Origin of the sequence: Pseudoxanthomonas sp. PXM04 (assembly GCF_014851695.1) — a bacterium.
Classification (GTDB): Bacteria; Pseudomonadota; Gammaproteobacteria; order Xanthomonadales; family Xanthomonadaceae; genus Pseudoxanthomonas_A; species Pseudoxanthomonas_A beigongshangi.
In genome coordinates this window covers 411,977-434,766 of the sequence record NZ_JACVAG010000001.1, presented here as the reverse complement: position 1 = coordinate 434,766, position 22,790 = coordinate 411,977, and the positions used below count along the sequence as shown (strand labels likewise).

Genomic DNA, 22,790 nt, shown 5'->3' with positions numbered 1-22,790 from the left:
GACCTGGCCTCACGGCGACAGGGCTTCGGCGACGATGCGCCGCAGTTCGCCGGACTCGTGCAGTTCCAGCGTGATGTCGCAGCCACCGATCAGTTCACCCTGGATGAACAGTTGCGGGAACGTCGGCCAGTTGGAGAAGCGCGGGAGGTTGGCGCGGATTTCCGGCTCCTCCAGCACGTTGATGGTGTATAGCTGTTCGGCGCCGGCATCGCGCAGCGCCTGCACGGCGCGGCTGGAAAAGCCGCACATGGGAAATTCCGGCGTGCCCTTCATGAAGAGGACGATCGGATGGCTTTCGACTTCGGCCTGGATGCGTTCCATCACCGGCATGCTGTTTTCTCCTGCTTTTACGGTAACCCAACCGGTGTCGGGTACACTTCCGCCCGTCCCGACGGACCGCGTCCGCCGGGAACGCCATTGTAAGCCCCCGTGCGCCGCCCTGCCGACGCCCCCCTTCCACCGCCTAGCGCAAGGATCCCAGCCATGGCCATCGAACTGCCCCCCCTGCCCTACGACCGTACGGCGCTCGAGCCGCACATTTCCGGCGAAACCATCGACTACCACTACGGCAAGCATCACAAGACCTATGTGGACAACCTCAACAAGCTGATCGAAGGCACCGAGTTCGCCGATCTTTCGCTGGAAGAGATCGTGCGCAAGTCCCAGGGCGGCATGTTCAACAACGCGGCCCAGATCTGGAACCACACCTTCTACTGGAACTGCCTGAAGCCCAATGGCGGCGGCGAGCCGACCGGCAAGCTGGCCGAGCTGATCAACAAGGCGTTCGGCGATTTCGCCAAGTTCAAGGAAGAGTTCACCAAGACCGCCATCGGTACCTTCGGTTCCGGCTGGGGCTGGCTGGTGCAGCGTCCGGACGGTTCGCTGGCGCTGGCCAGCACCTCCAACGCCGCCACCCCGCTGACCGGCGAGGACAAGCCGCTGCTGACCATCGACGTGTGGGAACACGCCTACTACATCGACTACCGCAACGCGCGTCCGAAGTACGTGGAATCGTTCTGGGCGCTGGTGAACTGGGACTTCGTGGCCGGCAACCTGCGCTGAATCCAGAGTTTCACCGCCGCAAACCAGGGAAGGCCGGGGCATGCCCCGGCCTTCTGCTTTTCACGCAACCCGCCCGCGCTCAGCCGCGCAGGCGTTCGATGACCGGCGCCACCTGCGCCTCGCGGCCCAGCGCGCGGCCGGCACGCTCCAGCGCCTGCGCAAGTTCCGCCACGTCGTCGGCGCGCACGGTGGCGTGCCCGACCTTGCGGCCGGCGCGCGGCAGCTTGCCGTAATCGTGCCAATGTCCGCCGGCTTCGCCCAGCAGCGCCAGCGCATCCGGCATCTGGCCGATCCAGTTGAGCATGCACGCATGCCCGAGCATGCGCGTATCGCCCAGCGGCAGGCCGAGCACCGCGCGCAGGTGGTTCTGGAACTGCGAGGTTTCCGCGCCTTCGATGGTCCAGTGCCCGGAGTTGTGCACGCGCGGCGCCATCTCGTTGGCGAGCAGTTGGCCGTCGCGGTAGAACAGTTCCAGCGCGAACACGCCCACGTAGTCGGTGCGCTCGGCCAGGCGGCGCGCGTAATCGATCGCGGTCCTGGCGACCGCGTCATCGGCCCGCGCCGGCGCCAGGCTCGCCGACAGCACGCCGTCGACGTGCCAGTTCTCGGTCAGCGGCCAGGTGCGGAACTCGCCGTCGCGCCCCCTCACGGCGACCACGGAGAGCTCGCGCTCGAACGGCACGAAGGCTTCCACGATCAGGCCGACCTTGGCCGCCTGCGCGCCCAGCGCGTCCCATGCCGCGTCGGCATCGGCCAGTGCACGGATGCGGAACTGGCCCTTGCCGTCGTAACCCAGGCGGCGGGTCTTGAGGATGCACGGCACGCCGACGCTGGCCAGCGCCGCGTCCAGTTCCGCGCGGTTGGATACCGGCGCGAAATCGGGTACCGGGATATCCAGTTCGCGAAACAGCGTCTTCTCCGCCAGGCGATCCTGCGCGGTCGCCAGCGCGCGCGGGTTGGGGAACACCGGCACCCGCGCGGACAGCCATTCGGCACTTTCGGCCGGCACGTTCTCGAAATCGAAGGTGGCGACATCGACCTTGCCGGCGAACTCGGCCAGTGCGGCCTCGTCGCGGTAGTCGCCCACCAGCAGCGGCGCGAACTGGCCGGCGCAGGCGTCGGCCTCGGTGTCCATCACCAGGAAACGCAGGCCCAGGGGAGCGCCGGAAAGGGCGAGCATGCGGGCCAGTTGCCCGCCGCCGAGGATGCCGACCGTGGTCATGCCGGCAGGCGCGGATCGTCGTGCGCCATCACGTCGTCGGTCTGGCGCGCGCGGAACGTCGCCAGCGCGGCGCCGATCGCGGGGTATTCGGGAGACAGCAGGGCCGCGGCGAACAGCGCCGCGTTGGCGGCGCCGGCATTGCCGATCGCGAACGTGGCGACCGGGATGCCGGCCGGCATCTGCACGATCGACAGCAATGAATCCATGCCGTTCAGCGCCTTGGACTGCACCGGCACGCCGAGCACCGGCACCGCCGTCTTGGATGCCAGCATACCCGGCAGGTGGGCGGCGCCGCCGGCTCCGGCGATGATCGCGCGCAGGCCGCGGGGACCGGCGGTCTCGGCATAGGAGAACAGCACGTCCGGGGTCCGGTGCGCGGACACCACCTTCACCTCGTAGGGCACGCCCAGCGCGTCGAGCTTCTGGGCGGCGTTCTGCATGGTTTCCCAATCCGAACGGGAACCCATCACGATGCCCACGACGGGGCTGTCAACGGTGGCGGTCATGGCCGTCCTCTGTCGCAAAGACGTATTCTACCCTCCTTGCCGAACGACGTTGGACCCATGGACCGCAAACTGCTGGACATCCTCTGCTGCCCCACCACCCGCCAGTCCCTGTCGCTGCTCGACGGTCGTGGGCTGGACGCGGCCAACCGCGCGATCGCGGCGGGCGGGGTGACCCGCGCGGACGGTTCGCCCCAGGCCGAAGCGCTGCGCGAAGCGCTGGTCACCCAGGATCGACGGACGCTCTACCGGGTCGACGACGGCATTCCGGTATTGCTGGCCGAGGAGGCCATCGCCACTTCGCAGTTGGCGGATTTCCCCGCGCGATGAGCGGGTTGCAGCCACCTCCCGCCGAGGTCGTCGAAGGCGACGTTCGCCGCGCGCTGGCCGAGGACATCGGCGATGGCGACGTCACCGCCGCGCTGCTGCCCGACCGTCCCGACAGCGCCTACCTGCTGTGCAAGGAGGATGGCGTCATCGCCGGACGCCCGTGGTTCGACGCGGCCCATCGGATGCTCGACCCGCAGGTGCGGATCGATTGGCGCGTGGCCGAAGGCGATCGCATCACCGCCGGCACCGTGCTCGCCACCCTGCAGGGCCATTCGCGTGCGCTCGTCACCGCGGAGCGGACCTCGCTGAACTTCCTGCAGACCCTGTCCGGCACCGCCACCGCGACCGCGCGCCATGTCGAGGCGGTGGCGGGAACCCGCGCGAAGATCCTGGATACCCGCAAGACCCTGCCCGGCCTGCGCCTGGCGCAGAAGTACGCGGTGCGCTGCGGGGGCGGACACAATCACCGGATCGGCCTGTACGACGCGGTGATGCTGAAGGAGAACCACATCCGTGCCTACGGCTCGCTCGGCGGCGCCATCCGCGCGGCGCGGGAAGCCCGGCCCGGCCTGCCGTTGATCGTGGAAGTGGAAACGCTGGCGCAACTGGAAGAAGCGCTGCGCGAAGGTTGCGATCGCATCCTGATCGACGATTTCGACGCGCCGACGCGACGGGAAGCCGTACGCATCGCCGCCGGCCGCATTCCGCTGGAGGTTTCCGGCGGCGTGGACATGGGCACGCTGCGCGGCATCGCCGAGGACGGCGTCGACTGCATCTCCATCGGTGGGCTGACCAAGCACGTCCACGCCATCGACCTGTCGCTCAAGCTCGGTCCGCCGCCGGGCGAGCGCGGCTAGTTCCCGCCCGGTTCCGCCATCCCATGCCCAGCCTGATCCTGCTGATGATCGCCGGCGCCGCCGCCTTCGCGTACTGGAACGCCGCGCGCGCGGCCGCCGAGCGCGCCGAAGCGCTCGGCCGCAATGCCTGTTCCGCCGCGGGCGTCATCTGGCTGGACCAGACCGTGCACGCCGCCGGCCTGCGCCTGCGGCGCAACGAGGACGGCCGGCTGGGCTGGGAACGCACGTTCCGCTTCGAGTACTCCTACGACGGCATGGACCGGCATACCGGCCGGCTGGTGCTGCGCGGCGAAACGCTGGTCTCGTTCGTCGGTCCGGCGCGGCCCAGCGTGGTGCCGTTCGAGCACTGAGTCCCGGTCGGGCTCCTACAGTCGTTACCGTGGGATGGCCTCGCCTACTTGACCACCCGCAGGTGCGGACGCTTCGGCGGCGCGGGGGTGTCGTCGTCGCCCGGGCTGTCGGGACCGGCACCGTCATCGCCACCGTCATCGTCCGGTCCGGGCGAATGACCATCGTCGGGCAGGGCCATGCCCTGTCCGGTCTCGCGCGCATAGATCGCCAGCACGGCGGAAATCGGCACCATCACCGGGAAACTCACGCCACCGAAACGCGCCGTGAAGCTGACCGAATGATTGTCGATGTGCAGCTGCACGACCGCGCGCTCGGCGATGTTGAGCACCACCTTGCCTTCCTTCACCGCGCTGGCCGGCACCTGCACGCCCGCCTGGGTCGCGTCGACCAGCAGGTGCGGGGTCATGCCGTTGTCGGCGATCCATTCCACCAGTGCCCGCAACAGGTACGGACGGTGGCTGGTCATGCGGGGGGTTTCATCATTCATCGGTACTGCCTGGTGAAGTCGTCCGCTGCACGGACGTCGGAGCCGGCGGCATACGCCACCGACCTAGGATAAGTCACGACCGTCCCGCGGTTCCATGCCAGCGCCGCGGCAGCGACTTCACTCGCGTCGTCCCGGATTCAGTTCGGGATGTCGCGCAGCTTCTTCTCCGCATCGGTGAGACTGCGGATGAAGCCGGGGTTGCGGAAGATGCGGTTGCCGTAGTCCTCGATGGCCTTGCCATCCTTGGGCAGCGGGATGTCCAGCGACGGCAGCCGCCAGATGATCGGCGCCATGGCGCAATCGGCCAGGCTCATTTCGGGGTTGAGGAAGAACTTGCTCGCCTTGAACAGCGGCACCGACGCGGTCAGCAATTCCTTCAGGCGCTTGCGGCCGGCCTCGGCCTGCTGCTTGTTGCCCAGCTGGATGGCCTGCACCTGCGGCACCCAGTCGTGCTCGATGCGCAGCATCGCCAGGCGCAGGCGCGCGCGCGAAAGCGGATCCACCGGCATCAGCGGAGGATGCGGATAGCGTTCGTCCAGGTATTCGCTGACCACCGAGGCGGCGTACAGCACCAGATCCCGTTCCACCAGCGTGGGCACGGAATGGTAGGGATTCAGATCGATGAGATCTTCGGGCGGGTTCTGCGGATCCACCGGCACGAAGTCGTAGCTGACGCCCTTGGCGGCCAGCACCAGCCGTACCCGATGGCACAGCACGTCATCGATGGAGGAAAACAAAGTCAGTGTATTGCGCATACGTGGACTCGCAGCCATCAGGCTCTCCGACGATCGGAATCCGCCGATCGCACCGACGCCGCCAGCCCCTTGCCGGCGGTCGCCACGGTCCCCGAGTGTGCAATCCCTTCAGGAAAATGCCAAGCGGCTACCATGCCACCGGGCATTGCCCCGCGCCCGGCGTATGCGGCCGGACGGCATCAGGGAGCGCCGGACGTGTCAGTGCACGTCCTTCCAGTACTCCTGCTTGAGCAGATAGGCCAGGAACGACAGCGCCGCCAGGAACAGCACGACCCACACGCCCAGGCTCTGGCGCTTGAGGGCCGCCGGCTCGCCGGCGTACTCGAGGAAGTTGGTCACGTCGCGCGCGACCTGATCGAACTCCTGCGTGCTCAGGCGACCCGGCTGGGTCAGCTTCAGCGATTCGACGTGGCGTTCGCCGGTGGCCGCGTCGGGCTTGCCATACTCGGCGTGCTGCAGGCCCTGCAGTTCCCAGAACGGGTTCGGCATCGAGGCGTTCGGGAACAGCTTGTTGTTCCAGCCCAGCGGACGCGACTCGTCCAGGTAGAACGACTTGAGGTAGGTGTAGATCCAGTCGCTGCCGCGGACACGCGAGATGGTGCTCAGATCCGGCGGCATCTTGCCGAACCACTTGCCTGCCGGGTCGTGCGGCATCGATACCTGGATCTGCTCGCCGAACTTGGCGCCGGTGAAGTTGAGGTTGTTCATTACCTCTTCTTCGGTCAGGTCCAGATCCTCGGCCATGCGCGAATAGCGCAGGTACTTGAGCGAATGGCAGCCCGAGCAGTAGTTCATGTACAGCTGGGCGCCACGCTGAAGCGAGGCGCGGTCGCTCAGGTCGTTGCCGGCCTGGAGCTTGTCGCCGCCCTCGGCGGCCAGCGCGGAGAACGAGATCAGCAACCCGCTGGCGAATACGGCTAGCCGGGAAGTCAAGGTCTTAGTCATGCGTCGTCACCCGTTCCGGCACCGGCTTGGTCTTGTCGAACTTGGTCCACAGCGGCATGGTCAGGAAGAAAAGGAAGTAGTAAACGGTCAGCACGCGGCCGATGTAGGTCTCGACCATGTCGGTACCCGGGCCGGCGCCGATCTTGCCCAGCCACAGGAAGCTGACGGCGAAAGCCAGCAGCAGGGCCCACGACAGCTTGCCGCGATAGCGGTAGGACTTGACCTTGGCGCGGTCCAGCCACGGCACCAGGAACAGGATCGCGATGGCGCCGAACATCACCAGCACGCCGCTCAGCTTGTGCGGGACCACGCGCAGCATCGCGTAGTACGGGGTGTAGTACCACACCGGCTTGATGTGCTCCGGCGTCACCAGGCGGTTGGCCTCGGTGAAGTTGTCATGTTCCAGGAACCAGCCACCGAAGGCCGGCGCGAAGAAGATGATGAACGCGGCGACCATCACCAGCATGCACACGTAGAACAGGTCCTTGCCGACCGTGTAGTACGGGTGGAACGGGATGCCGTCGGCCGGCGCGGTCGGCGACCAGCGGTTGCCCTTCGGGCCCTTCTTGATTTCCACGCCGTCGGGGTTGTTGGAGCCGACTTCGTGCAGGGCGAAGATGTGCAGCACCACCAGCAGCAACAGCACCAGCGGCAGCGCGATCACGTGCAGGGCGAAGAAGCGGTTGAGGGTGGCGTCGCCGGGCAGGTAGTCGCCCATGATCCACTCGGTCAGGCCGTTGCCGATCACCGGGATGGCACCGAACAGCGAGATGATCACCTTGGCGCCCCAGAACGACATCTGGCCCCACGGCAGCACGTAGCCCATGAAGGCTTCGGCCATCAGCACCAGGTAGATCAGCATGCCCAGGATCCACACCATCTCGCGCGGCTTCTGGTAGCTGCCGTACATCAACCCGCGGAACATGTGCAGGTAGACGACGATGAAGAACAGCGAGGCGCCGGTGCTGTGCATGTACCGGATCAGCCAGCCCCACTCCACGTCGCGCATGATGTACTCGACCGAGGCGAACGCTTCCGCGGCGCTCGGCTTGAAGTGCATCGTCAGGAAGATGCCGGTCAGGATCTGGTTGACCAGCACGATCGAGGACAGGACGCCGAAGATGTACCAGATGTTGAAGTTCTTCGGAGCGTAGTACTCCGACATGTGCTTCCGGTAGAACGGCATGAAACTCGGCGCACGCGCAGTGAACCAATCCATCACGCCATCGGCGGTACGGGTAATGATGTTCGACATGGCTTACGCAGCTCCCTTCGGATCGACGCCGATCACGATCGTCGTGTCGTTCTCGTAGTAGTGCGGCGGCACCACCAGGTTGGTCGGGGCGGGAACGCCCTGGAACACGCGGCCGGCCATGTCGAAACGCGACTTGTGGCAGGGGCAGAAATAGCCGCCCTTCCAGTCCGGGTCGTACGGCTCGGGACGGATTTCCGCGACCATTTCCGGCGAGCAGCCCAGGTGGGTGCACAGGCCGACCAGCACGGAGATTTCCGGCTTCAGGGAGCGCGTCTCGCCCTTGATGTAGGCCGGCTGCTGGTCCGTGTTCTTGGACTCCGGATCCCGCAGGCGGCTGTCCAGGGTCGGCAGCGCGTCCAGGATCGCTTTGGAGCGCTTGACGATCCAGATCGGCTGGCCGCGCCATTCCAGGATCAGGCGTTGCCCTTCCTGCAGGCCGGTGAGGTCGGCGGTCACCGGGGCGCCGGCCAGCTTGGCCCTCGCACTCGGATTCCACGACTTGATAAACGGTACTGCTGCGAAACCGGCTCCGACCGCACCAACCACAGCCGTGGTCGCAGTCAGAAACCGGCGTCGGCCTGTATTCACAGGCCCATTGACCCCATCGTTGGCCATTCCGGCACTCCGCAAAACAATCAGGTAGCTAAAAGGCTGCCAGCACCCGCGCCCGAAGCTCGGGGCGGGCCGCAAAGACAGCAAAGTGTAGCGGAAGCCTTAACCGACCGACAACGTTTTGCCGTGGATCAAGGGTTTGCGACGGTCCGAACCCGCCGCGCGGCGGGATTCCGCGTCAACGCGCGGCGGCGATGTTGCCGCGATAGCGATCCGCCAGGACCGCCACCCGCTCGACGTAGCGCTGGGTTTCCCGGTATGGCGGCACCCCGCCGTGGCGGTCCACCGCGCCCTCGCCGGCGTTGTAGCCGGCCGCGGCCAGGCGCAGGTCGCCGTTGAAGCGCTTGAGCAACCAGGACAGGTACTGCACGCCGCCGCGGATGTTCTGGCCGGCGTTGAAGGCGTCGCTGACACCGAACCGTCGCGCGGTGGCCGGCATCAACTGCATCAGGCCCTGGGCTCCGGCGTGGGAAAGGGCCATCGGGTTGTACGAGGATTCGGCGTGCATGATCGCGCGGATCACCGCCTCGTCGACCCCGAATTCGCGGGACGCCGCGGCGATCTCGGCCTGGTAGGCCGCGGTGTTCAGGCGCAGGGTCCCGAAGTTGAGTCCCGGGTTGCCGCAGGCGAAGCAGGTTTCGATGAAGCTGTACTTGATGGTGCGCAGGCTGGCGACCGCACCGGCACCGCCGCGCGGACGGGCACTGGTGTAATGGCGCACGCCATCCTTGATGTAGGAGTAGACCTGTCCGCTGACCACCCGGCGGGTTCCGCCCGCGGGATTGGCGGCCGGCAGCGGTGCCGGGGTGATCGCCGTCGGTGTCGCCGATGCCGCGGTCGTGACCGGAGCGGCCGCGCTGGTCGTGCCGCCCATCGCGGTTCCGGGCCGGGTCGGCGGGGCCGCCGGCGCGGACAGGGTGGAAGCATCGGCCGGGCGGGACACGGACGAAACCCGGCGGCCGCCACGCTCGGGCGTGTACTGGCTGATCACCTCGCAGCGGGCACCGCTGACGCGCTTGCTGACATAGGCGGGAACGCCATCGGCGCCGGTGCACTTGTACAGCGTGCCGGCACTCGCGGCCGGCACCGCGCAGGCAAGCGCGGCCAGCATCCCCAATGGCAGTAGCGTCCCCCTCATGCGGGGCAGTGTCCAGGATCCGGGAGTGATTGCCAAGTCCTTGTCCAAGAAAGGAATCCTCGAATCTGTGCAGTGGGTCCGGGATCCGGATATCCACTCCGCATCCCGCCCGCGCGTCCGCCCCGACGGGCGTGTTCCTCACCTTCAACGCCGAATCGGCGCGGAACCGGACCGCCCCGCGTAAACTATGCGGTTTCCGCCCGCCCACCCGACTGGAATAAGCGCCATGACCGGGACGCAAGCCCCCGATACCGCCCTGACGGGCGAGCCGCCCGTCGCCTCCCCCGCCCGTCCGGCCGTCGCGCCGGCCCGCGGCAAGCTGTTCATCAAGACCCACGGTTGCCAGATGAACGAGTACGACTCGGCGAAGATGGCCGACGTGCTGGCCGCCGCCGAAGGCCTGGAACTGACCGACAACCCCGAAGAAGCCGACGTGGTGCTGGTCAACACCTGTTCCATCCGCGAGAAGGCGCAGGAAAAGGTGTTCAGCCAGCTTGGCCGCTGGAAGTCGCTGAAGAAGGACGGCAAGCCGGTCCTGATCGGCGTGGGCGGCTGCGTGGCCTCGCAGGAGGGCGAAGCCATCGTCAAGCGCGCGCCCTACGTGGATCTGGTGTTTGGTCCGCAGACCCTGCATCGCCTGCCCGAGCTGATCCGCGAGCGCCGCCAGTCAGGCCGGCCGCAGGTGGACATCAGCTTCCCGGAAATCGAGAAGTTCGATCGCCTGCCCGAGCCGCGCGCCGAAGGCCCGAGCGCGTTCGTCTCGATCATGGAAGGCTGCTCCAAGTATTGCTCGTTCTGCGTGGTGCCCTACACCCGCGGCGAGGAAGTCAGCCGGCCGTTCGAGGACGTGCTGGTGGAAGTGGCGCAACTGGCCGCCCAGGGCGTGCGCGAGATCAACCTGCTGGGCCAGAACGTCAACGCCTACCGAGGTCCCTATGGCGACGGCGAAGTGGCCGACCTGGGCCTGCTGATCCGCGCCATCGCCGAGATCGAGGGCGTCGGCCGGATCCGCTTCACCACCTCGCACCCGCTGGAGTTCAGCGATTCGCTGGTGGAGGCCTACCGCGACGTTCCGCAACTGGCGAACTACCTGCACCTGCCGGTGCAGGCCGGCAGCGATCGCATCCTGGCGGCGATGAAGCGCGGCTACACGACGCTGGAGTTCAAGCAGAAGATCCGCAAGTTGCGCGCGGTGCGGCCGGACATCTCGATCTCCTCTGACTTCATCGTCGGCTTTCCCGGCGAGACCGATGCGGATTTCGAGAAGACCATGAAGTTGATCGAGGACGTCGGCTTCGACCAGTCGTTCTCCTTCATCTACTCGCGCCGGCCCGGCACCCCTGCCGCGGATCTGGAAGACGACACCGCCGAGTCGACCAAGCACGCCCGCCTGGAGCAGTTGCAGGCGCATATCAACGCCTACGCCGCCGGCATCTCGCAACGGATGGTCGGCAGCGTGCAGTCGGTGCTGGTGGAAGGTCCCTCGCGCAAGAATCCGAACGAACTGACCGGCAAGACCGAGAACATGCGCTCGGTGAACTTCCCAGGCCACGCGCGGATGATCGGCCAGTTCGTCGACGTGGTGATCACCGAGGCGCTGACCAATTCGCTGCGCGGGCGGGTGGCCACGGTGGACGAGAACGCGGCTTGAAAACCTCTCTTGTGGGAGCGACGTAAGTCGCGAATTCGGACTCCGCGAGCGAAGAGCATCGCGACTTACGTCGCTCCCACAGGAGTTGTTCCGAAAAGAAGGGTGTTCAATCCAGCCGCTTGCGGAAGCGCAGGATGGCGGCGGACATCATGACCGTGGTGAAGGCCAGCAAGGCCAGCACGTCGGGCCACAGCTCCCACAGGCTGGCGCCGCGCAGCATGATGCCGCGGATCAGGCGCAGGAAATGGGTCAGCGGCAATGCTTCCGCCAGCCACTGCACCGGCCGCGGCATGCCCGAGAACGGGAACATGAAGCCCGACAGCAGGATCGACGGCAGGAACACGAAGAAGGTCATCTGCATCGCCTGGAACTGCGACTGCGCGCGGGTCGAAATCAGCAGGCCCAGGGTCAGGTTGGCGGCGATCAGCAGGATCGCCGCCACGTAGACGTGCCAGACGCTGCCGTTGAGCGGCACGTCGAACAGCCACATGCCCAGTGCCAGCACCACCGTGGTCTGGATCAGGCCGATAGCGATGTAGGGCAGCACCTTTCCGATCATCAGCTCGGCGCTGCTTACCGGCGTGGCGATCAGCAGTTCCATGTTGCCGCGTTCGCGTTCGCGCACGATGGCCACTCCGGTGAACAGCACCATGGTCATGGTCAGGATCACGCCAATCAGGCCCGGCACGATATTCACCGCGGAGCGTCGTTCCGGGTTGTAGAACGCCACCACGCTGATCGGGCGCTCGATCGGAACCACCGCGCGGACCGCGGTATCGGCGGGCATCTGGGCCAGTTGGGCGGCCGCGCTCTGCTCCGCGTTGTCGCTGCCGTCGACCAGGATCTGCACCTGTTCGCGGCCCTCGGCGCGACGGCGCTCGAAATCCGGCGGCACCACGATGCCCAGGCTGATCTCGCCGCGCCGGATGGCTTCCATCAGTTCCTGCGGCGTGCGTGCGGCCAGGGTCGGCTTGATCACCGTGGTTGCGACGATATCCATGACCATCGCGCGCGAGGCCGTGGTGTTCGCCTGGTCGGCCACGCCCGCCTTCAGGTCGCGCAGGTTGGTGTTGATGGCGTAGCCGAACAGCAGCAACTGCATGACCGGGATGGCGACGATCATCGCCAGGGTGATGCGATCGCGGCGCATCTGCCGCACTTCCTTCAGCATCACCGCCGACAGCCTGCGCCAGATCATGCCGCATGCTCCTGCCCGTCCTGATCGGGGCGGCCGCGGGTGGCGGCGACGAACACGTCTTCCAGGTTGGCCTGCGAAGGGGTGACTTCCGCCGCCATGCCCGCTTGGCGCAATCCCGCGGCGACCCGCCCGGCGGCATCACCATTGCCCGCCATCAGCACGCGCAGGGTATTGCCGATCTGGGCCACGCTGATCACGCCGGGCAGGCCCAGCAGGACCTTCTGCGCCTGGCGCGGCTGTTCCGCGTCCACCGCCAGCGTGCGTCCGGCCAGCTCGCCTGTCAGATCCGCCGGTGTGCCGTCGGCCACCAACACGCCGCGGTCGAGGATGGCGATGCGGTGGCAACGCTCGGCCTCGTCCATGTAGTGGGTGGACACGAGGATCGTGGTGCCGGCATCGGCCAGTTCGAACAGCTTCTCCCAGAAATCGCGGCGCGATTCCGGATCCACCGCGCTGGTGGGCTCGTCCAGGAACAGCAGTTCCGGCTGGTGGATCACCGCGCCGGCCAGCGCCAGGCGCTGCTTCTGGCCGCCACTCATGGTGCCGGCCAGTTGCTTCTGCCGATCCTGGAAGTGGTATTGCTCGACCAGTTCGTCGATGCGCTTGCGTGCCTCGGCTTTCGACAGGTTCTGCACGGCCGCGAGGAATTCCAGGTTCTCGCGCACGCTCAGGTCCTCGAACAGCGAGAACTTCTGGGTCATGTAACCGATGCGCATGCGCAGCTGCTCGGCCTGTTCGGGAATCCGCAGGCCCAGCACCTCGATGTCGCCCGCGCTGGGCGTCAGCAGACCGCACAGCATGCGGATGGTGGTCGATTTGCCGGAACCGTTGGGCCCGAGGAATCCATACACGTGGCGTCGCGGCACGCTCAGGTCCACCGCGTTCACCGCGACCAGTGGGCCGAAGCGCTTGGTCAGTTCGCGCGCCTGGATCGCCAGGCCGCCGGAGTCACTTGCCGTGGCCATCGCCGAACTCCACCCGCACCGGGAAACCCGCCGGCAGTTCCGCCGCGTCCTTGCCCAGGCTGACTTCCGCCAGATAACTCAGGCGCGCGGCGTCCTTGCCGGTCAGCGCGTAGTACGGGGTGAACACCGGCTCGCTGCGAATCATCCTGACCTTGCCGGCATACACCTGTTCGCGGCCGTCCACGTGCACGCGCACCGCGTCGCCGACCTTGACCCGCGCGCGCAGCGGTTCCGGCACGTAGATGCGCGCATACGGCGCCTCGCCGACCAGCATCACCGCCAGTGGCGCGCCAATCGGCGCCTGATCGCCCAGGCGATACGGCAAGCTGTCCACGCGCCCGGCGCGCGGCGCCACCACGTTGAGCTTGTCCAGGGTGACGGCCTGCACCGCCGCCTGCGCCTCGGCGGCGGCAAGCGCCGCTTCGCCCTGCGCGACCTGCTCGCGGCGGGTGCCGCGCTCCAGTTCCAGCAATGCCGCCTGCGCCGAACGCACCTGCGCGGCGGCGTTGTCGGCGGCGGCGCGGGCGCGATCCACTTCGGAAGCCGCTACCAGTTGCTGCCTGCCCAGCGGTTGCAGCCGATTGAAGTAGGCGCGGGTGTCACTGGCCTGCGCCTGCGCGGCGGCCAGCGCGGCGCGCGCCTGCGCGATGGCTTCCACCCTTGGTCCCGCCTGCAGCTCCGACAGCACGTCGCGACTCTGCCTGGCCTGCGCGCGCGCCGCTTCCAGTTGCGACTGCGTGCGGGTCAGTTCGAGCTGCAGCAGGGGCGCGCCGGCCGCGACCTGCTGGCCTTCGCGCACGTCGATGCGCACGATTCTCTCGGCCACCGGCGCGGGCAGGGTCACCCGGTCCCATTCCAGCGTTCCCAGCGCCTGCGGCGTGGCCGGCTTGCAGGCCGCCAGCGCCAGCAGCGCGCAGGCGGCGATCAGGTTGCGCTCACTTCGCATCATCAAGCTCCAGTCCACGATCAAGCAGCACCAGCGTGTGCCGGCGCAGGTCATCGAAATCGACATCGCCGGCACCGAACAGCGCGCGCCAGATCGGCGCGCTGGCCAGCGGGAAGAAGGTCAGCCCGACCAGCGAGACCATCAGCAGGCGGGGATCGAGATCGGCGTTCAACCGCCCCTGCCGCTGCGCTTCGGCGAAGCGCCCGGACATCATCCGCGGCAGCATCGGACCCACCTGTTCGATCAGCAGGTCGCGCAGCGCGCCGCCCTCGCACAGCACTTCGCGCACCCACAGGGTGGGCAGCCAGGGATGGCGCGCGACCAGCCCGCCAACGCCTTGCACGAACGCGGCGATCAGGGCGGCCACGTCGTCACCCGCCTGGCTGACCGGCTCGCGCAGTTGCGCTACCACCGGCAACAGCCGCTCGGCCACCACCGCCTGCTGCAACTGCGGCTTGTCGCCGAAGTAGTAATGCACCAGCGCCGGGGTCACCCCGGCCTCGCCGGCGATGTCGCGCAGCGAGGTCGCCGCGATGCCCTGGCGGACGAAGCAGGCCAGCGCGGCGTCGAGCAGGCGTTCGCGTTGATCGGCCTGATCGGCGCCGGGCCGGCCGGGGGCGCGCTTGCGGCGTCCGGCGGCGCCGCGCGCGCTTTCGGCGGCGGACGTGCGGGAACGGGAGGGAGTGGGTGATTTCGGCATGCGCGCATTATTTAATTCATCATTTAATTAATGCAAGACCGAGCCGACGGACGGTCGCCGTCGGGCCTTCCATGTGGCGCGGACGGGGTCAGCGGTTTAACCTTCCGCTCCAGACACCTCGGTCGAGAACGCCGCCGTGATCCCGCACTTCCGCTGATCTGCCGCTTGCAAATCCGCCGTGCCCGCTCCACATCGAAGCGGCCGTTCCCCATTTCCAATTCCGCCCTGCCCGTCCGGCACCGCCGGCCGTCTTCGGCCCGTCCGCCGCGGCAAGGCCATTTCCTCCGCTTCCCATGACTGCACCCAGCAAACGCGAATTCACCCTGGAACCCGAAACCGCCGAACGCCTGGCCAACCTGACCGGCCCGTTCGACGCCCACCTGCGCCAGATCGAGCTGCGCCTTGGCGTGGAGATTGCCAACCGCGGCGCGGTCTTCCGGGTCACCGGCCCGGAAAAGGCGGTCGCCGCCGCCGAGAAACTGCTGCGCTCGCTCTACGAGGAAACCGCCAGCGAAACCTTCGACAGCGAGGCCATCCATCTGCGCCTCAACGACGCCAACGTCGACCACGTCGCCGCCGGCGGCTTCGAACCGCAGGAAGTGGCGATCAAGGTCAAGCGCGGCACCGTGCGCGGGCGTGGCGCCAACCAGGCCAACTACCTGCACGCCATCGCCACCCACGACATCAATTTCGGCATCGGCCCGGCCGGCACCGGCAAGACCTTCCTGGCCGTGGCCAGCGCGGTCGAGGCGCTGAACGAATCGCGGGTGCAGCGGCTGATCCTGGTGCGCCCGGCGGTGGAGGCCGGCGAGAAGCTGGGCTTCCTGCCCGGTGATCTCACCCAGAAGGTCGATCCCTATCTGCGCCCGCTGTACGACGCCCTGTACGAGATGCTGGGCGTGGAGAAGGTGGTCAAGCTGCTCGAGAAGAACGTGATCGAGATCGCACCGCTGGCCTACATGCGCGGACGGACGCTTAACGATGCGTTTGTCATCCTCGACGAGGCGCAGAACACCAGCATCGAGCAGATGAAAATGTTCCTGACCCGCATCGGCTACGGCAGCACCGCGGTGGTCACCGGCGACCTGACCCAGATCGACCTGCCGCGCCACCAGAAGTCCGGGCTGAAGGACGCGCTGGACGTGCTGCGCAACGTGGACGGCATCTCCTTCACCTTCTTCAGCAGCCGCGACGTGGTCCGGCATCCGCTGGTCGCGCGCATCGTCCAGGCTTACGATGCGCGCGAGGGCAAGGATTCGGAGACAGGTCCGGCATGACGCAGGGTCCGACACGGCTGGAGGTTTCGGTCAGCTACGCGCTGCCGCGCGCGGGCCTGCCCGCGGCGGTCAGCTTCCGCAAGTGGGTGGCGGCGGCGCTGCACGGGCGCATCCGCGAGGCCGACCTGGCCATCCGCATCGTCGACAGCAAGGAAGGCCGCGCGCTCAACCGGCACTACCGTGGCCGCGACTACGCCACCAACGTGCTGAGTTTCCCGGCCGACGTCGCCGAGGGCGTCAAGCTGCCCAAGGGCGTGAAGATGCCCTTGCTGGGCGACTTGGTGATCTGTGCGCCAGTGGTGGCGCGCGAGGCGCGCGAGCAGAAGAAACCCCTCGCCGCCCACTACGCCCATCTCACCGTGCATGGCACCCTGCACCTGCTGGGCTGGGATCACGAGGACGACAAGGAAGCCGAGTGCATGGAGCAGTTGGAACGCGAGATCCTGGCCGAACTGGGCATCGACGATCCCTACGCCGAGCAGTAGTCCCGGCCGCGCGCAGCCGCTACGCTTCGCGCTTTCCCGATGTTCCGGATCCGTCACATGCGTCCTGCCCGTTCCGCTCTCGCCCTCCTGCTGCTGGCCGCGGCCGGCGGCGCGCCTGCGCAGGCATCGGAACAGGCGGCGGGGCCGGATCCCGCCAAGGTCGACCTTGCCCGGCTGATCGCCTGCCAGGGCCAGCCGGAGGAATTCATGGCGCTGGCGGTCGCGCAGCAGGATCCGCTGAAGGCGGTCGCGCTGGGCTGGCGGCCGCTGCCCCAGGCCAACATGTTCCTCAACGAATACGAACTGGCCGCGCCGCTGACGGTGTTCGGCCATCCCACCCGTCGCATCGCCTTCGCCGGTTCCAGCGTGATGGCGGTGCTCGACCTGCCGGACCCGCGCCCGCTGGCCCGGCAACTGGAACTGGAAACGGCGGTCGATACACCCGACAAGGCCATGTTCGGCAAGGAACTGGTCAGCGAGGAGGTCCGCGATCCGGCCACCGGCGCGGCCCTGGTCCGCTCGGCGGTACTCAACGTCTCCAACGTCACCTCCCACCCCGGCAAGACCCTGGTCGGCTGCACCTACAGCATTGATCCGCTTGAGGAAGAGCCGGCCGAGGCGCCCGCCGCCGGCTGAGCGTCCGCCGCGCCTGCTAGACTCTGCCCCGTCGCCCGCACCGCGGGCGCCCCTTTCCGAGAGATGTCAGAAGACGACAGTACCCCCGCGCCGGAGCACCACGAAAAACGGCGCAGCTGGCTGGAACGCCTGAGTTCGGCGTTTTCCGGCGAACCCACCTCCCGCGAAGACCTGGTCGCGATCCTGCGCGATGCGCAGAGCGACGGCCTGATCGGCGGCGACACCCTGCGGATGATGGAAGGCGCGCTGACGGTCGCCGAGCTGACCGTGGGCGACGTGATGGTGCCGCGCGCACAGATGATCTCGCTGCCGGTGGACGGCCGCTTCCTGGACCTGATGAAGCTGGTGGTCGAATCCGGCCATTCGCGCTTCCCGGTGCACGGCGACAACAAGGACGAGATCCTCGGCATCCTGCTGGCCAAGGATCTGCTGCGCGGCGTGGTCGCCGACAACGGCCCGGGCAGCATCCGCGAACTGCTGCGCCCGGCGGTGCTGATCCCCGAGTCCAAGAAGCTCAACCTGCTGCTCAAGGAATTCCGGCTGTCGCGCAACCACATGGCGATCGTGGTGGACGAGTACGGCGGCGTCGCCGGCGTGGTCACCATCGAGGACGTGCTGGAGCAGATCGTCGGCGAGATCGACGACGAGCACGACGAAGCCGAGGACGGCGCCTCGCTGATCGCGGTGCAGGCCGACGGGCAGTACGTGGTGGATGCGCTGACGCCCATCGCCGATTTCAACGAACGCTTTGGCGCGGATTTCCTGGATGACGAATACGACACCATCGGCGGCCTGGTCACCGCCGCCATCGGTCACCTGCCGGAAACCGGCGAGGAACTCACCCTGGGCCGTTTCGCCTTCCGTGTCGCCAAGGCCGACGCGCGCCGCGTGCATGCGTTCCACGTCGGCATCCTGGCCGACGCCTGACATGCTGCGCCGCCTGATCCTCGTCGCCGCGCTCTGGCTGCTGGCGGCGTCGGCCTTCGCCGCGCCGCGCATCGGGGTGGCGACGATGCAGCCGGGCGAGGTGTTCTTCGAACGCTTCGGCCACAACGCCATCGTGGTGGTGGATCCGGCCACCGGCGCGGCCACCTCCTACAACTTCGGTTATTTCGATCCGGGTGAATCCGACTTCGTCGGCAACTTCGCGCGCGGGGTGATGCAGTACTACCTGGTCGACCTGCCGCTCGGCGAGGACCTGGCCCAGTACCGCGACAGCGGCCGCGGGGTGCGCCTGCAATGGCTGGACCTGCCGCCGGAACAGGCGCAGGCGCTGGCCGCGGCGCTGGCCGTGCGGGCCAGGCCGGAAAACGCGCGCTACCGCTACGACTACTTCACCGCCAACTGCTCCACCCAGGTGCGCGACGCGCTGGACGCGGCGATGGGCGGCGCGCTGAAGCCGCAGCTGGCCGGCCGCTCGCGCGGCAATACCTACCGCAGCGAAAGCGTGCGGCTGGCCTCGCCGGCGACCTGGATGTGGCTGGGTTTCGACCTCGGCTTGGGGCCTTCGGCGGACCAGCCGATGTCGCGCTGGGAGGAAGCCTTCATTCCGATGCGCCTGGCCGACAGCCTGCGCGAGGCGAAGAACGCCGCCGGCCGTCCGCTGGTACAGGCCGAGGAAGCCCTGCTGCCGCACCGGATCGCGCCGGAACCGGCCGAAGCTCCGCGGCGCTGGTGGCCATGGCTGATCGCCGGCCTGGTCCTCGCGGCCTTGCTGGTGCTGGCAGGTCGCCGCCATCCGCGCGCGGTGGCCGCGGCCGCGCTGCCGTTCTGGCTGCTGTGCACGATCGCCGGTGGCCTGCTGGCGTACCTGTGGGGTTTCAGCGAGCACTGGGCCGCCTGGCGCAACCACAACCTGTTGCTGCTCAACCCGCTCTGCGTACTGCTGCTTCCCGGCGCAATCGCCGTGCTGCGCCGCCGCAATCCGGGCCGGCTGTTCCGTTCCACCCTGCTGGTGGTCGCGTTGTGCGCGCTGTTCGCGTGGTTCGTGCAGTGGCTGCCTTTCGCGTTCGGCTACCAGTTCAACCAGCCGTGGATTGCGTTGCTGCTGCCCGTCCACCTCGCGCTCGCATACGTATTCAGACGGTCGCCTCACGCCGGCTGACGCAGGATGCGGCCTTTCCCGCCGCATCCGCAGGGTCCGCATGCTGATTCGACTGTTCGCCCTGACCGTCCTGTCGCTTCCGCTCACCGCGCTGGCCGCGCCGCCGGTACGCGTCAGCTCGCCCGATGGCCGCATCGTGGTGGAACTGGATTCCGATCCCGATGGCCGCCCGACCTATGCGGTGCAACGCGACGGCAAGCCGCTGCTGGCGCCATCGCGGCTGGGCTTCCTGCTGGTCGACACGCCCAAGCTGGATCGCGCCATCGCGGTGACCGCGCCGCGCACGCGCAGCTTCGACGAGACCTGGGAACAGCCCTGGGGTGAGCGCCGCCGTATCCGCAACCATTACAACGAACTGCGGGTGACCCTGGCCGAGAACGCCAAACCGCGCCGGCACCTGGATCTGGTGTTCCGCGTGTACGACGATGGCCTCGGCTTCCGTTACGAGTTCCCGCGCCAGGAGGGACTGCCGACGGTGAGGATCCGCGAGGAGCTCACCGAGTTCACCCTCGCCGGCGATGCCACCGCGTGGTGGATTCCGGCCGGCGAATGGAACCGCGAGGAGTACCTGTACCACCGCACGCCGGTGGAAGCCGTCGGCGACGCGCAGACGCCGATTACCTTCCGGCTGGCCGACGGCACCCATCTGTCGATCCATGAAGCCGCGCTGGTCGACTATTCCGGCATGAACCTCACCCGCGTCGAAGGCCGGCGATTGAAGGCATCGCTGACACCCGGCATCGACGGCGCCAAGGTCACGCGCGAGGCACCGTTCAACACGCCCTGGCGCACCGTGCAGATCGCCGATGACGCGGGCGGACTGGTGACCTCCAGCCTGATCCTCAACCTCAACGAACCGAACGTGCTGGGCGACGTGTCGTGGGTCAAGCCGATGAAGTACGTCGGCGTTTGGTGGGAAATGCACCTGGACACCAAAACCTGGGCGTCGGGCCCGCGCCACGGCGCCACCAACGAGAACGTGATGAAGCACATCGACTTCGCCGCGAAGAACGGCTTCGGCGGGGTGCTGGTCGAAGGCTGGAATGTCGGTTGGGATGGCGACTGGTTCGGCAATGGCGAGGACTTCAGCTTCACCCGCTCGTATCCCGATTTCGATCTGGAGAAGCTGAGCGCGTACGCGAAGTCCAAGGGCGTGGTCCTGATCGGCCACCACGAGACCTCCGCCAACGCCGCCCACTACGAATCGCAGATGGGCGCGGCGTTCGATCTGTACCAGCGGGTCGGCGTGCCGGCGGTCAAGACCGGCTACGTGTCCGACGCCGGCCAGGCCAAGGTGATCGGTGCCGATGGCAAGGTCCACTACGTCTGGCACGAAGGCCAGGACCTGGCCCGCCATCACCTGAAGGTGGTGACCGAGGCGGCCAGGCGCCACATCGCGATCAACGCCCACGAGCCGATCAAGGACACCGGCCTGCGCCGCACCTATCCCAACTGGATCTCGCGCGAGGGCGCACGCGGCATGGAGTACAACGCCTGGGGCAACCCCGGCAATCCGCCCGAGCATGAAGCCATGCTGGTGTTCACCCGCCTGCTGGCCGGGCCGATGGATTTCACCCCCGGCGTCTTCGGCATGAAGACCCGCGCGCCGGACGGCGTGGCGACCACCTGGGCCAAGCAACTCGCCCTCTACGTGGTCATCTACAGCCCGATCCAGATGGCCGCGGATCTGCTGGAAAACTACGAGGCCAATCCGGGCCCGTTCCAGTTCATCAAGGACGTGCCGGTCGATTGGGAAGAGACCCGCGTGCTCAATGGCGAAGTCGGCGACTACGTGACCCTTGTGCGCAAGGAACGCGGGGGCGACAACTGGTACCTGGGCGCCATCACCGACGAGGAGCCGCGCACGCTGAAGGCGCCGTTGTCGTTCCTGGATCCCGGCCGCCGCTATACCGCGCAGATTTACCGCGATGGTCCAATGGCCGACTGGAAGGACCGGCGCGAGGACATCGTCATCGAGGAGCGCGAGGTCGGCTCGACCGACACACTGGAACTGAAACTGGCGCCCGGCGGCGGCCAAGCGATCCGCTTCGTGGCCCGGTAAAGCCAGCCTCCTGTAGGAGCGACGTAAGTCGCGACCGTCATCCCACCGTACAGGGCTTCCCGGCCGCGCTGGCAACGTTTGGCGGTGGGGACCGCGGGTCGCGACTCACGTCGCTCCTGCACGGCATGCCGGCGACCGCTTGCCGCTCAAGGTCAACTGGCGCACGATCCGGCACATGAACCAATCGCCTTCGCTGAACCCCGTCCAGAACGCCCTGCCCTCCTGCGTCATCAACTGCGTGGTCTATGACCAGCACGGCAAGCGCCGGGACATCGGCCTGGATGAAATCAGCGATGTGCTGGCGGTGGACGACGGCACGTTCATCTGGGTGGGCCTGTACGAGCCGGCCGATTCGGTGCTGGAGAAGCTGCAGGAGGAATTCTGCCTGCACGACCTGGCGGTCGAGGATGCGCAGAACGCGCACCAGCGGCCCAAGCTGGAAGCCTATGGCAATTCCCTGTTCATCGTCATGCAGACCGCGCAGGTGGTGGACGACAGGATCCGCTACGGCGAAACCCACGCCTTCCTCGGGCCACGCTACCTGGTCACCGTGCGCCATGGCGCCTCGCTGTCGTATGCGCCGGTGCGCGAGCGCGTGCAGCGCGAACCGGACCTGCTGGGACTGGGACCGTCGTACGGTCTGTATGCGGTGCTCGACTTCATCGTCGACAACTACCGCCCGATCGTCGACGAGTTCCGCCAGACACTGGACACGCTGGAAAAGGACATCTTCGCCGACACCTACCGGCGGGTGACCGTGGTCAAGCTGTACGAACTCAAGCGCGAGCTGACCAAGATGCGGCTGGCGGTGGCGCCGCTGCAGGACGTGCTGGCGCAACTGTCGCGCACGCAGAGCGCGCTGATCCCGGAAGAGGTGCGGCTGTATTTCCGCGATGTCCACGACCACGTGCTGCGGGTCAACGAATCCACCGACACCCTGCGCGAGATGCTGACCACCGCGTTGAGCGTCAACCTGTCGCTGGTAACCCTGGCCCAGGGCGAGACGGTCAAGCGCCTGGGCGCCTGGGCGGCGCTGCTCGCCGCGCCCACCCTGATCACCAGTTGGTACGGCATGAACTTCGAGCACATGCCCGAACTGGCGGGCCGGTTCTCCTATCCGCTGCTGATGATCGGCGTGGCGGCGGTCTGCATCGGCCTGTATCGCCTGTTCAAGCGCGTGCGCTGGTTGTGACGATCCGGTGACCGCCGGCCGGTTTCGACCAAAGTCGAAGGCGGGAATCCGGCTTAC

At 67.5% G+C, this 22,790-nt stretch carries 25 protein-coding genes; 12 read left to right on the top strand and 13 right to left on the bottom strand.

The genetic code is table 11. The annotated features are described in order from the left end of the window. Positions 1-9: 9 nt before the first annotated feature. Positions 10-330, bottom strand: coding sequence for a Grx4 family monothiol glutaredoxin (gene grxD, locus IB228_RS02075; RefSeq protein WP_183643493.1), 321 nt, complete (start codon positions 328-330; stop codon positions 10-12). A 153-nt stretch (positions 331-483) separates the two neighbouring features. Between grxD and sodB the strand changes: the two genes are divergently transcribed. Then, a complete protein-coding gene (sodB, locus tag IB228_RS02070; protein ID WP_141453672.1) occupies positions 484-1,062 on the top strand; it encodes a superoxide dismutase [Fe] in 579 nt (192 codons plus the stop codon). Positions 1,063-1,141: 79 nt separating this feature from the next. Here the strand turns inward: sodB and IB228_RS02065 are convergent, their stop codons facing one another. Together IB228_RS02065 and purE are read right to left on the bottom strand one after the other, a co-directional pair. Next, positions 1,142-2,284, bottom strand: coding sequence for a 5-(carboxyamino)imidazole ribonucleotide synthase (locus IB228_RS02065; protein WP_183643496.1), 1,143 nt, complete (start codon positions 2,282-2,284; stop codon positions 1,142-1,144). Beyond that, positions 2,281-2,790: a 5-(carboxyamino)imidazole ribonucleotide mutase gene (purE, locus tag IB228_RS02060; protein WP_183643499.1), complete on the bottom strand. Its 510-nt coding sequence runs from the start codon at positions 2,788-2,790 to the stop codon at positions 2,281-2,283. The genes IB228_RS02065 and purE overlap by 4 nt, the downstream gene beginning before the upstream one ends. A 57-nt stretch (positions 2,791-2,847) precedes the next feature. On the opposite strand from purE, the gene IB228_RS02055 reads away from it, so the two are divergent. Genes IB228_RS02055 through IB228_RS02045 form a run of 3 tightly spaced genes read left to right on the top strand, consistent with a single transcriptional unit; the run spans position 2,848 to position 4,324 of the window. Next, a complete protein-coding gene (locus IB228_RS02055) occupies positions 2,848-3,117 on the top strand; it encodes a Trm112 family protein (protein WP_192197426.1) in 270 nt (89 codons plus the stop codon). Continuing rightward, a complete protein-coding gene (gene nadC / locus IB228_RS02050) occupies positions 3,114-3,974 on the top strand; it encodes a carboxylating nicotinate-nucleotide diphosphorylase (RefSeq protein ID WP_183643505.1) in 861 nt (286 codons plus the stop codon). Before IB228_RS02055 ends, nadC begins: the two co-directional genes overlap by 4 nt. Positions 3,975-3,997: 23 nt before the next feature. Then, positions 3,998-4,324: a DUF3301 domain-containing protein gene (locus IB228_RS02045; RefSeq protein WP_192197425.1), complete on the top strand. Its 327-nt coding sequence runs from the start codon at positions 3,998-4,000 to the stop codon at positions 4,322-4,324. Positions 4,325-4,368: 44 nt separating this feature from the next. Here IB228_RS02045 and IB228_RS02040 read toward each other — a convergent pair whose 3' ends face one another. The 6 genes from IB228_RS02040 to IB228_RS02015 form a co-directional block, all read right to left on the bottom strand. Further along, positions 4,369-4,812, bottom strand: a complete 444-nt coding sequence (locus tag IB228_RS02040) for a ClpXP protease specificity-enhancing factor (protein WP_183643511.1) — start codon at positions 4,810-4,812, stop codon at positions 4,369-4,371. A gap of 137 nt (positions 4,813-4,949) precedes the next feature. Further along, positions 4,950-5,585, bottom strand: coding sequence for a glutathione S-transferase N-terminal domain-containing protein (locus IB228_RS02035; RefSeq protein ID WP_141453679.1), 636 nt, complete (start codon positions 5,583-5,585; stop codon positions 4,950-4,952). A gap of 180 nt (positions 5,586-5,765) precedes the next feature. Further along, positions 5,766-6,512 carry a cytochrome c1 gene (locus tag IB228_RS02030; protein WP_192197424.1) on the bottom strand — a complete coding sequence of 249 codons (747 nt, stop codon included), beginning with the start codon at positions 6,510-6,512 and terminating at the stop codon, positions 5,766-5,768. Further along, on the bottom strand, positions 6,505-7,767 hold the full coding sequence (locus IB228_RS02025; RefSeq protein WP_183643517.1) for a cytochrome bc complex cytochrome b subunit: 1,263 nt from the start codon (positions 7,765-7,767) through the stop codon (positions 6,505-6,507). Before IB228_RS02025 ends, IB228_RS02030 begins: the two co-directional genes overlap by 8 nt. 3 nt (positions 7,768-7,770) lie before the next feature. Next, on the bottom strand, positions 7,771-8,382 hold the full coding sequence (gene petA, locus IB228_RS02020; protein ID WP_141453682.1) for a ubiquinol-cytochrome c reductase iron-sulfur subunit: 612 nt from the start codon (positions 8,380-8,382) through the stop codon (positions 7,771-7,773). Between the two features lie 175 nt (positions 8,383-8,557). Continuing rightward, entirely contained in the window at positions 8,558-9,517 is a 960-nt protein-coding gene (locus IB228_RS02015) for a lytic transglycosylase domain-containing protein (RefSeq protein ID WP_183643520.1), read from the bottom strand. A gap of 226 nt (positions 9,518-9,743) precedes the next feature. On the opposite strand from IB228_RS02015, the gene miaB reads away from it, so the two are divergent. Then, positions 9,744-11,168 carry a tRNA (N6-isopentenyl adenosine(37)-C2)-methylthiotransferase MiaB gene (miaB, locus tag IB228_RS02010; protein ID WP_183643522.1) on the top strand — a complete coding sequence of 475 codons (1,425 nt, stop codon included), beginning with the start codon at positions 9,744-9,746 and terminating at the stop codon, positions 11,166-11,168. Positions 11,169-11,274: 106 nt separating this feature from the next. Here miaB and IB228_RS02005 read toward each other — a convergent pair whose 3' ends face one another. From IB228_RS02005 to IB228_RS01990, 4 genes are read right to left on the bottom strand one after another with little or no spacing between them, the layout of a single operon-like run. Next, positions 11,275-12,366, bottom strand: a complete 1,092-nt coding sequence (locus IB228_RS02005; RefSeq protein ID WP_192197423.1) for an ABC transporter permease — start codon at positions 12,364-12,366, stop codon at positions 11,275-11,277. After that, the gene (locus tag IB228_RS02000; RefSeq protein ID WP_192197837.1) at positions 12,363-13,298 is read right to left on the bottom strand and encodes an ABC transporter ATP-binding protein; all 936 of its coding nucleotides are present in this window, start codon (positions 13,296-13,298) and stop codon (positions 12,363-12,365) included. Before IB228_RS02000 ends, IB228_RS02005 begins: the two co-directional genes overlap by 4 nt. A 16-nt stretch (positions 13,299-13,314) precedes the next feature. Next, positions 13,315-14,280, bottom strand: coding sequence for an HlyD family efflux transporter periplasmic adaptor subunit (locus IB228_RS01995; RefSeq protein WP_192197422.1), 966 nt, complete (start codon positions 14,278-14,280; stop codon positions 13,315-13,317). Next, positions 14,267-14,977 carry a TetR/AcrR family transcriptional regulator gene (locus IB228_RS01990; RefSeq protein ID WP_183643528.1) on the bottom strand — a complete coding sequence of 237 codons (711 nt, stop codon included), beginning with the start codon at positions 14,975-14,977 and terminating at the stop codon, positions 14,267-14,269. The genes IB228_RS01995 and IB228_RS01990 overlap by 14 nt, the downstream gene beginning before the upstream one ends. Before the next feature lie 293 nt (positions 14,978-15,270). Here IB228_RS01990 and IB228_RS01985 point away from each other — a divergent pair, with 293 nt between their 5' ends. The 7 genes from IB228_RS01985 to IB228_RS01955 all read left to right on the top strand — a co-directional run bounded on the left by IB228_RS01985 (position 15,271) and on the right by IB228_RS01955 (position 22,733). Beyond that, complete coding sequence (locus IB228_RS01985) at positions 15,271-16,254, top strand: PhoH family protein (protein ID WP_183643531.1); 984 nt, start codon at positions 15,271-15,273, stop codon at positions 16,252-16,254. Then, the gene (gene ybeY / locus IB228_RS01980) at positions 16,251-16,739 is read left to right on the top strand and encodes an rRNA maturation RNase YbeY (protein ID WP_183643534.1); all 489 of its coding nucleotides are present in this window, start codon (positions 16,251-16,253) and stop codon (positions 16,737-16,739) included. The genes IB228_RS01985 and ybeY overlap by 4 nt, the downstream gene beginning before the upstream one ends. Before the next feature lie 57 nt (positions 16,740-16,796). Continuing rightward, the gene (locus IB228_RS01975) at positions 16,797-17,375 is read left to right on the top strand and encodes a hypothetical protein (protein ID WP_192197421.1); all 579 of its coding nucleotides are present in this window, start codon (positions 16,797-16,799) and stop codon (positions 17,373-17,375) included. Between the two features lie 63 nt (positions 17,376-17,438). Next, the gene (locus tag IB228_RS01970) at positions 17,439-18,302 is read left to right on the top strand and encodes a transporter associated domain-containing protein (RefSeq protein WP_183643540.1); all 864 of its coding nucleotides are present in this window, start codon (positions 17,439-17,441) and stop codon (positions 18,300-18,302) included. Position 18,303: 1 nt separating this feature from the next. Beyond that, positions 18,304-19,479 carry a DUF4105 domain-containing protein gene (locus IB228_RS01965; RefSeq protein WP_225562189.1) on the top strand — a complete coding sequence of 392 codons (1,176 nt, stop codon included), beginning with the start codon at positions 18,304-18,306 and terminating at the stop codon, positions 19,477-19,479. A gap of 40 nt (positions 19,480-19,519) precedes the next feature. Further along, positions 19,520-21,541, top strand: coding sequence for a glycoside hydrolase family 97 protein (locus IB228_RS01960; RefSeq protein WP_192197419.1), 2,022 nt, complete (start codon positions 19,520-19,522; stop codon positions 21,539-21,541). A 175-nt stretch (positions 21,542-21,716) separates the two neighbouring features. Continuing rightward, entirely contained in the window at positions 21,717-22,733 is a 1,017-nt protein-coding gene (locus IB228_RS01955) for a magnesium and cobalt transport protein CorA (protein WP_183643549.1), read from the top strand. Positions 22,734-22,790: the final 57 nt, after the last annotated feature.

What these genes read in the sequence shown, in the direction of transcription:
- IB228_RS01955 (WP_183643549.1), top strand. Translation starts at nt 21,717, where the DNA reads ATGAACCAATCGCCTTCGCTGAACCCCGTCCAGAACGCCCTGCCCTCC.
- IB228_RS02045 (WP_192197425.1), top strand. Translation starts at nt 3,998, where the DNA reads ATGCCCAGCCTGATCCTGCTGATGATCGCCGGCGCCGCCGCCTTCGCG.
- ybeY (WP_183643534.1), top strand. Translation starts at nt 16,251, where the DNA reads ATGACGCAGGGTCCGACACGGCTGGAGGTTTCGGTCAGCTACGCGCTG.
- IB228_RS02040 (WP_183643511.1), bottom strand. Translation starts at nt 4,812, where the DNA reads ATGAATGATGAAACCCCCCGCATGACCAGCCACCGTCCGTACCTGTTG.
- sodB (WP_141453672.1), top strand. Translation starts at nt 484, where the DNA reads ATGGCCATCGAACTGCCCCCCCTGCCCTACGACCGTACGGCGCTCGAG.
- IB228_RS01970 (WP_183643540.1), top strand. Translation starts at nt 17,439, where the DNA reads ATGTCAGAAGACGACAGTACCCCCGCGCCGGAGCACCACGAAAAACGG.
- IB228_RS02065 (WP_183643496.1), bottom strand. Translation starts at nt 2,284, where the DNA reads ATGACCACGGTCGGCATCCTCGGCGGCGGGCAACTGGCCCGCATGCTC.
- IB228_RS02005 (WP_192197423.1), bottom strand. Translation starts at nt 12,366, where the DNA reads ATGATCTGGCGCAGGCTGTCGGCGGTGATGCTGAAGGAAGTGCGGCAG.
- IB228_RS02035 (WP_141453679.1), bottom strand. Translation starts at nt 5,585, where the DNA reads ATGGCTGCGAGTCCACGTATGCGCAATACACTGACTTTGTTTTCCTCC.
- nadC (WP_183643505.1), top strand. Translation starts at nt 3,114, where the DNA reads ATGAGCGGGTTGCAGCCACCTCCCGCCGAGGTCGTCGAAGGCGACGTT.
- IB228_RS02055 (WP_192197426.1), top strand. Translation starts at nt 2,848, where the DNA reads ATGGACCGCAAACTGCTGGACATCCTCTGCTGCCCCACCACCCGCCAG.
- IB228_RS01995 (WP_192197422.1), bottom strand. Translation starts at nt 14,280, where the DNA reads ATGATGCGAAGTGAGCGCAACCTGATCGCCGCCTGCGCGCTGCTGGCG.
- miaB (WP_183643522.1), top strand. Translation starts at nt 9,744, where the DNA reads ATGACCGGGACGCAAGCCCCCGATACCGCCCTGACGGGCGAGCCGCCC.
- IB228_RS02015 (WP_183643520.1), bottom strand. Translation starts at nt 9,517, where the DNA reads ATGAGGGGGACGCTACTGCCATTGGGGATGCTGGCCGCGCTTGCCTGC.
- IB228_RS02030 (WP_192197424.1), bottom strand. Translation starts at nt 6,512, where the DNA reads ATGACTAAGACCTTGACTTCCCGGCTAGCCGTATTCGCCAGCGGGTTG.
- IB228_RS01985 (WP_183643531.1), top strand. Translation starts at nt 15,271, where the DNA reads ATGACTGCACCCAGCAAACGCGAATTCACCCTGGAACCCGAAACCGCC.
- IB228_RS02025 (WP_183643517.1), bottom strand. Translation starts at nt 7,767, where the DNA reads ATGTCGAACATCATTACCCGTACCGCCGATGGCGTGATGGATTGGTTC.
- grxD (WP_183643493.1), bottom strand. Translation starts at nt 330, where the DNA reads ATGCCGGTGATGGAACGCATCCAGGCCGAAGTCGAAAGCCATCCGATC.
- petA (WP_141453682.1), bottom strand. Translation starts at nt 8,382, where the DNA reads ATGGCCAACGATGGGGTCAATGGGCCTGTGAATACAGGCCGACGCCGG.
- IB228_RS01990 (WP_183643528.1), bottom strand. Translation starts at nt 14,977, where the DNA reads ATGCCGAAATCACCCACTCCCTCCCGTTCCCGCACGTCCGCCGCCGAA.
- purE (WP_183643499.1), bottom strand. Translation starts at nt 2,790, where the DNA reads ATGACCGCCACCGTTGACAGCCCCGTCGTGGGCATCGTGATGGGTTCC.
- IB228_RS01960 (WP_192197419.1), top strand. Translation starts at nt 19,520, where the DNA reads ATGCTGATTCGACTGTTCGCCCTGACCGTCCTGTCGCTTCCGCTCACC.
- IB228_RS01965 (WP_225562189.1), top strand. Translation starts at nt 18,304, where the DNA reads ATGCTGCGCCGCCTGATCCTCGTCGCCGCGCTCTGGCTGCTGGCGGCG.
- IB228_RS01975 (WP_192197421.1), top strand. Translation starts at nt 16,797, where the DNA reads ATGCGTCCTGCCCGTTCCGCTCTCGCCCTCCTGCTGCTGGCCGCGGCC.